We start from the raw sequence: 6,561 nt of genomic DNA, 5'->3' as shown, positions 1-6,561 counted from the left end.
TCGCGATTCCGCTCAACGACACCGGCCTCGACGTGATCGACGTATCGTCGACTTCTGCGCCGGTGAGGCTGAGTCGATTCACCCCCGGCGGGTTTCACGGACTCAGCGCGCTCGCGGCTGTCTCCGCCACCGAGCTCGTCGGGATCTCGGAGGGCGACCTGTGGAGGTTCGACGTCTCGAATCCCGCGGCGCCCTCCGGTTCGGCAGTCGAAGGGTTCGCCTGCGACGCGCTCACGGCGGACGACGGACGTATGGCCGTGGTCGGGAATGGGGCGGCCCTGTATGCGGTCGTGCCCGGCGGGCCGGTCGAGCCGCTCGGTGTCTGGCAGCCGGCCGCCGTGCCTAGCTGCGTCGCTTCCGCGACCAGCACGCTTGCCGTGGCTGGAGACGGGGCGGTGTTTTCGTGCTGGGACATGTCCGATCCGCGCGCGCCAGAGGTGGTGGGCACGGTCGCGTGCGGAGTTCCCGTGTTCAACGAGTGGGGTGACCCACTCGACAGTTCGATACGCAGCGTCGCAGCTGACGGTGCCGAAGCGGTCGTGGTGACTGACGGCGGGATCGAGATGGTCGACCTCGGCGACCCGACGGCACCCTCCGTCGCCGGCACTCTCGCCCTGGGGCCGGGGATGTGGGCTCCGGCCGGTGCCGCAATGGCTGACGGCCGGGTCTTCGTCGCGCAGCTCGAGTCCGGCCTCTGGATGGTCGACGCGCGCAATCCGGCGGCTCCGATCGAGATAGGTCGGGTCGTGCCCGCGAACGCCTACGGGCGCTGCATGGTCCAAGACGTCGCAGTGTCGGGACGCTACGCGTTCATCGCGGACTTCGAGTACGGCCTACGCGTGGTGGACGCCTCCGCGACCCCCGCGCCTCGAGTGGTCGCGAGTATCGCCACGTTCAACATGAACGCCTCTCCGGTCATCGACCGTCCGGGCACGGTCACGCTTGACGGCACGAGGCTGTACCTTGGTAGCGGATCGAGCCTGAAGGTCTTCTCCGTCGCCGACCCGCTCCACCCCGTGCTCTTGGGCACGGTGGGCGGCTTCACTTCAGGCATCGTGCCCGGCGGTGACGGCTACGTGTACGCGGGAACGATGGCCGGCGTGCGCACGGTCGACCTGCGGAACCCGGCCGCCGGCTATGTCGTCGGCACCACCGCTCTCCCGGACGGGTACGTCCGCCTCACGCGCTGCGGTGACGCCTTGGTCGCGGTCACCGGCAACGACCTGTTCACGATGGATCCCATGACCGAGCGCATCTACGGCGCGAATCGGTTCGACACAGGCGTCGCCGTCGTGCGCTCGGAGTTCGACACCGCGGACACAGTCGTGATCGCCTCCGGTCGCGCGTTCGCCGACGCCTTGTGTGGCGCGCCGCTGGCGTACGCGCTCGATGCGCCGGTGCTTCTCGTGGAGCCGGGCTCCATCCCGCCGGCGGTACTAGCCGAGATCGATCGGCTCGGGGCTACACATGCGGTTGTGCTCGGAGGCGAGGGTGCGGTCTCGGCGACCGCGGTCGGGCAGCTCGCGTCGGTCGGCATCGCCGGCGATGACGTCGAGCGCATCGGCGGCGCGAGCCGCTACGAGACCGCGGTCCTCGTCTCGGAGAGGCTCCGCGATATCACCGGCGACCTTCCCGGGGCGTTCATCGCCAGTGGAGTCGGCTTTCCCGATGCCTTGGCGGGCGCGCCGGTCGCCGCAAGGATCGGCTCGCCGATCCTTCTCACGCGCTCGTCGGAGGTACCGACAGTGACCGCCGCCGCCGTCGAGGCGCTCGCGGACACAGCGACCGTCGTGATCCTCGGCGGGACGGGTGCCGTTTCCCAGGCATGTTCCTCGACGCTTGGGGCCGACGTGCGGCTCAGCGGAGCCGATCGCTACGACACCGCACGCGTCGTCGCCGAGTACGGGCTCGCCCACGGCTTCACGGCAAGGTCTTGCTACCTGTCCAGCGGTGTTGCGTTCCCTGACGCGCTGTCGACCGGTGTCGTCGCGGCTCGTATCGGTGTGCCGGTGGTGTTCTCCTCGGGGGGAGGACTCCCCGCTCCGAGCGCCGGGTTCCTCCGTGCGCACAGGGACGAGACGACCGAGATCTTGGTGGTGGGAGGTCGGGGCGCCGTGTCCGTGACGGCTGAGACCGGAGCGGTGGCCGCGCTGACCAGGTGACGCTCCACTGCTCGCCTCAGGCAGCTCGTGGGACAACGCGGAGAAGTACGTCGAGCTCGGGTTCGCGGGCGGCAGCGGTTCCGACCCGCACAAGGCCGCCGTTTCCGGCGACACCGTCGGCGACCCGTTCAAGGACGCCGCCGGCCCGTCGTTGTACATGCCGATCAAGCTGCTCGCGATCGTCACGCTCGTGCTGGCGCCGCTGTTCATCAGCATCACGTAGCGCGCGGGGGGTGCGGGAGGTCACGGGGCGCGAGTAGGAGACCGCTCCCGCCTGAGCGGCGCTTCCGCCCGCTCATCGAGCCGCCGTTGACCTCCATCACTCTACTGTGGTAAAGAATCGTGGGTTGCCACCACCCCCCGGCGTGGCAGCCCTACTTGCGAGAGGAGCACGGATGAGTGAGGGGTTGATGCTGGCGCTGATCGTCGGGCTGAGCGTCTTCGGGCTCGGCGTGGCATGGTGGCTCGCGCAGTGGGTGCTCAAGCGCGACACCGGCAACGACGCGATGCGCGCCGTCTCGGACGCCATCAAGGAGGGCGCCGAGGCGTTCATGCGCCGGCAGTTCCGCACGATCATCTACCTTGCGGTCGCGCTGGGCGCCGTCCTGTTCATCGGCTACGCGTTCCTCAAGCCGACCGGCTCGATGGACCCGGTGAGCAACAAGTACCTGCTCGCCATGGGCGTGACCGTCTCGTTCATCTTCGGCGCGGTGTGCTCCATCATCGCCGGCTACGTCGGCATGTGGATCTCGATCCGTGCGAACATCCGCACCGCTGCGGGCACGACGCGCAGCGTCAACGACGGCCTGCAGGTCGCACTGCGCGGCGGCGCCGTGGCCGGCTTCATGGTCGTCGCGATGTCGCTGCTCGGCGTCGCGGGCCTGTACTACGCGGTCGACCTGACGATGGACATCGCCAAGACCCAGATCCCGCTGCTGATCGTCGGCTACGGCTTCGGAGCGTCGTTCGTGGCGCTCTTCTCGCAGCTCGGCGGCGGCATCTACACGAAGGCCGCCGACGTGGGTGCCGACCTGGTCGGCAAGGTCGAGGCCGGCATCCCCGAGGACGACGCGCGCAACCCAGCCGTCGTCGCGGACCTCGTGGGCGACAACGTGGGCGACTGCGCCGGCCGCGGCGCCGACCTGTTCGAGTCCACCGCCGCCGAGAACATCGGCGCGATGATCCTCGGCGCCGTCATGGCCGAGCGCGTCGTGGCGATGTACCCGACCGTCAGCGAGCAGTGGGTCCTCGGCGTGATGATGTTCCCGCTCGTCGCCCGTGCGTTCGGCATCCTGGCGTCGTTCATCGGCATCCTGTGCGTCAAGCACAAGGAGGGCGACAACCCGATGCGCGCGCTCGACCGCGGCTTCTACGTCGCGACCGCGCTGGCGGTCGTCGGCATGGCGATCTCGTCGTACTGGCTCCTGCGCATCCCCGAGGTCCCGGGCGCGTGGTGGCACTTCCTGCTCGCCGGCGTGGTGGGCGTCATCACCGCGTTCCTGTACCTGCGCATCACGCAGTACTACACCGAGCACGAGTTCCGCCCGGTGCGTTCCATCGCCGACGCGTCGCAGACCGGCCCGGCGACCAACATCATCGCTGGCATGGCGGTCGGCTTCGAGTCCACCGCCGCCCCGGTCGTGGTCATCTCCATCGCGATCCTGGCAGCGTTCGGCCTCGGCCAGAGCTCGGGCTTCCCCGAGGCGGGCCTGTTCGGCACCGCCGTGGCCACCATGGGCATGCTGTCGACCGCTGCGTACGTGCTCGCGATGGACACCTTCGGTCCGATCGCCGACAACGCCGGCGGCATCATCGAGATGTCGGGCCAGACCGAGGAGGTCCGCCGCAAGGCCGACCAGCTCGACGCCGCGGGCAACACCACCAAGGCGCTCACCAAGGGCTACGCGATCGGCTCGGCCGCACTCGCCGCGTTCCTGCTCTTCTCGGCCTACATGGACGAGGTCCGCAGCTACGGCGTCGAGCTCACCACCGTGGACATCGCCAAGCCCGAGATCTTCACCGCCGCGCTGCTCGGCGGCATGCTGGTCTTCCTGTTCAGCGCGTGGACCATCCGCGCGGTGGGCAAGGCGGCCGTCTCGGTCATCCAGGACGTGCGCGACCAGTTCAAGGAGAAGCCCGGCATCATGGAGGGCACGGACAAGCCCGACTACGGCCGCACAGTGGACATCGTGACGCGCGCGGCGCTGAAGGAGATGGTCGCTCCGGGGCTGCTCGCGACCCTCATGCCGATCGCCGTGGGCATCACGTTCCGCCTCATCGGCCCGCTGTTCGACATGCCGAACCTCGGCGCCGAGGCGGTCGCCGCGTTCCTGATGGTCGGCACGATCGCCGGCATCCTGATGGCGCTGTCGCTCAACAACTCGGGCGGCTCGTGGGACAACGCGAAGAAGTACATCGAGCTCGGCTTCGCGGGTGGCAAGGGCTCCGACACGCACAAGGCGTCGGTGTCGGGCGACACCGTCGGCGACCCGTTCAAGGACACGGCCGGCCCGTCGCTGCACGTGCTCATCAAGCTGCTCGCGACCGTCACGCTCGTGCTGGCGCCGCTGTTCATCAACGTCACGTAGGCGCGCGGGCGACCCGCGCTCGTTCGTTCGCATCAGCCGGAGGGCCCCCGAAAGGGGCCCTCCGCGCGTCTTCGGCGCCGGCCGCTACTTCTCGAACGGCAGCGACTGGCGGTTGCCTGCGATGCCGCGGGCCTCGCCGGATGCGAACTGGACCTGCATCCACTTCGCGAAGTCGTACCCGGAGCTGCACAGCGCGCCCATGAGCGTGTGCTCGGACACGCGGCCGCGCGCGTCGGCGGTCAGCCCGGTCTTCACGATCACGGTGGGTCCGAACGCATCCTTGTTCACGACCTCGATGCTCTTGACCGTGCCGTACCACGCTTCGGCCGAGGAGTCCCTCGGACCGCCCGGGCCGTACTGCTGCTCGAGCCAGGACTTCAGCGACGCTGCATCGGTGGGCTTTGGGAGCGCCTCGAGCGCGGGCCGCTCGGCGGTCCCGCGTTCCGTGCGGATACTCCACTGGTCCACGGTGATGTAGCAGTCCGTGAACGCCGGGTCCGACGCGCGGATGGCGTTCACCGCGGCGTCGTCCTTCGAGTAGTCCGTGTCGGCGTCAGCGGCCGTCTTGAGGACGATCACGATCGCCGGCACGCCCGCGATCGACTGCTGCTCGATGCTCTCGACCAGCGGGTACCAGGTCGCTTGCGCACTGTTCGCGGCGAGGTACGCCTTGACCGCCTCGATGTCCTTGGCGCCGTCGGCCTTCTTCGAGCCGCCGTCGCCGGACGTGCCGCCGCCCGTCGAGCCGGGCTTCGTCGCGAGGCGGCATCCGGAGGCGAGTGCGCCGGCGAGTCCGAGCGCGACGAGGACTGCGGTCGCGGTGCGGAGTGCGCGCATGGCTTCTCCTTCGTGGGCTGACGGCTCGTCCACGAGCATACCAGCCCCGGCCGAGGTGCCGCCGCGGGCCGGTCGCCAGGTCGTGCACTTGCGTCGTTCAGGACCGGTTCCCGGCTCCTACGGTTTCTCGGAACGATCGTTCCGAGAAACCGTAGGGCGCGCCGAGAGGCTCGGCGACCGCCGGGTCCAAACGGCGTCGAGGCCCGCATCGCCGCAGGTGGTACAATGCGGCTCCCCCGAACAGGGGGCCGCCAGGACCGCAGATGCGGCCGGGACGGCCACACCGGGAAGGAGCTCGAGCGATGAGCGACGTGCCTCTGGATCCCGCGAGGTCCGTGACGGTGACCGCCCTTCGCGCCGCGAAGGAGGCCGGTCGCCGCATCGTCATGGTCACCGCCTACGACGTCATCGGCGCGCGACTGGCCGATGCGGCCGGCGTCGACGTGGTGCTCGTCGGCGACTCGCTCGGCATGACCGTGCTCGGCCACGACTCGACCCTGCCCGTGACGATGGACGACATGGTGCGCCACACTGCCGCCGTCGTCCGCGGGACCTCGCGCGCGCTGGTGGTGGCCGACATGCCGTTCATGTCGTACCAGGTCTCGCCCGAGGACGCGCTGCGCAACGCCGGGCGGTTCGTGGCCGAGGCCGGCGCGGCGGCTGTCAAGCTCGAGGGCGGTGCGGTCATGGCCGACACGGTGCGCCGCATCGTCGCAGCGGGCATCCCCGTCATGGGGCACGTGGGGCTCACGCCACAGTCGGTCAACGCGCTCGGCGGCTACAAGGTGCAGGCACGCGGCGCCGCCGAGGCGCTCGCGCTGGTCGGTGACTGCGCAGCGCTGCAGGACGCCGGCGCGTTCGCGGTCGTGCTCGAGTGCATCCCCGCAGAGCTCGCCGCGCTCGTGACCGAGCGCCTCGCGATCCCGGTGATCGGCATCGGCGCCGGCGCCGGTTGCGACGGGGAGGTCCAGGTC

Annotated in this window: 5 protein-coding genes; 4 read left to right on the top strand and 1 reads right to left on the bottom strand. The window is 69.9% G+C overall.

Annotated elements, in window-relative coordinates; translation table 11 throughout:
* From FDZ70_05105 to FDZ70_05095, 3 genes are all read left to right on the top strand, one after another.
* A partial coding sequence (locus tag FDZ70_05105) for a hypothetical protein (GenBank protein TLM77862.1) occupies positions 1-2,162 on the top strand: 2,162 nt, incomplete at its 5' end.
* Positions 2,163-2,169: 7 nt separating this feature from the next.
* Complete coding sequence (locus FDZ70_05100) at positions 2,170-2,385, top strand: hypothetical protein (protein TLM77863.1); 216 nt, start codon at positions 2,170-2,172, stop codon at positions 2,383-2,385.
* Positions 2,386-2,557: 172 nt separating this feature from the next.
* A complete protein-coding gene (locus tag FDZ70_05095; GenBank protein TLM77861.1) occupies positions 2,558-4,750 on the top strand; it encodes a sodium-translocating pyrophosphatase in 2,193 nt (730 codons plus the stop codon).
* 84 nt (positions 4,751-4,834) lie between these two features.
* On the opposite strand, the gene FDZ70_05090 is transcribed toward FDZ70_05095, so the two are convergent.
* Positions 4,835-5,587: a hypothetical protein gene (locus tag FDZ70_05090; protein ID TLM77860.1), complete on the bottom strand. Its 753-nt coding sequence runs from the start codon at positions 5,585-5,587 to the stop codon at positions 4,835-4,837.
* Between the two features lie 302 nt (positions 5,588-5,889).
* Here FDZ70_05090 and panB point away from each other — a divergent pair.
* Positions 5,890-6,561, top strand: a 672-nt coding sequence (gene panB / locus FDZ70_05085) for a 3-methyl-2-oxobutanoate hydroxymethyltransferase (protein TLM77859.1), incomplete at its 3' end; no start/stop codon positions are given.

It is taken from the genome of Actinomycetota bacterium (assembly GCA_005774595.1).
GTDB lineage: Bacteria > Actinomycetota > Coriobacteriia > Anaerosomatales > D1FN1-002 > D1FN1-002.
The sequence above is the reverse complement of the archived record's forward strand: the minus strand, read 5'-3'. Positions and strand labels throughout refer to the sequence as shown.

What these genes read in the sequence shown, in the direction of transcription:
- FDZ70_05090 (TLM77860.1), bottom strand. Translation starts at nt 5,587, where the DNA reads ATGCGCGCACTCCGCACCGCGACCGCAGTCCTCGTCGCGCTCGGACTC.
- FDZ70_05095 (TLM77861.1), top strand. Translation starts at nt 2,558, where the DNA reads ATGAGTGAGGGGTTGATGCTGGCGCTGATCGTCGGGCTGAGCGTCTTC.